This is a genomic window from Escherichia sp. KCJ4928, from assembly GCF_004352695.1.
GTDB lineage: Bacteria > Pseudomonadota > Gammaproteobacteria > Enterobacterales > Enterobacteriaceae > ECMA0423.
In genome coordinates this window covers 1-386 of record NZ_SJWV01000641.1, presented here as the reverse complement: position 1 = coordinate 386, position 386 = coordinate 1, and the positions used below count along the sequence as shown (strand labels likewise).

1 pseudogene is annotated in these 386 nt (G+C 58.0%); it reads right to left on the bottom strand.

Features of this window, described 5'->3' with window-relative positions:
* Nucleotides 1–21 precede the first annotated feature (21 nt).
* Nucleotides 22–386: pseudogene (locus E0D98_RS26025) on the bottom strand (hypothetical protein); the annotation flags it as partial.

Sequence of the window (386 nt, the reverse complement as noted above, 5' to 3'; positions counted from 1 at the left end):
GATTTTTCCCCGCCAGCGTCATCATTTCCGGATTTTCGCCAGTGCATCCGCCATGCTGCGGATTTCATCCCGTGCCTCCAGAACAACCTCCCGCAGAATATCCCGGTCAAACCAGCGACGGGACGGTTCATCCGGTATACGCAGCACATCACAGACCAGACCACTGGCCAGGATATGCTCCACACACTCACTGACCAGGTACATTTCCACAGAAGAAAAACGGGCGCCACGGTTCAGAATGGCATCGAGCACCACGGGCAGATTTTCGTCATCTTCATCAAGCCAGCAGGGGTAATCGCTTTCCTTCACGACCAGACGAAAGCGGCGCGTCTGGCGGGTCAGCAACGTCTGACCGGTGGTGGTCAGCGCCGCCCGGATACGCCGCG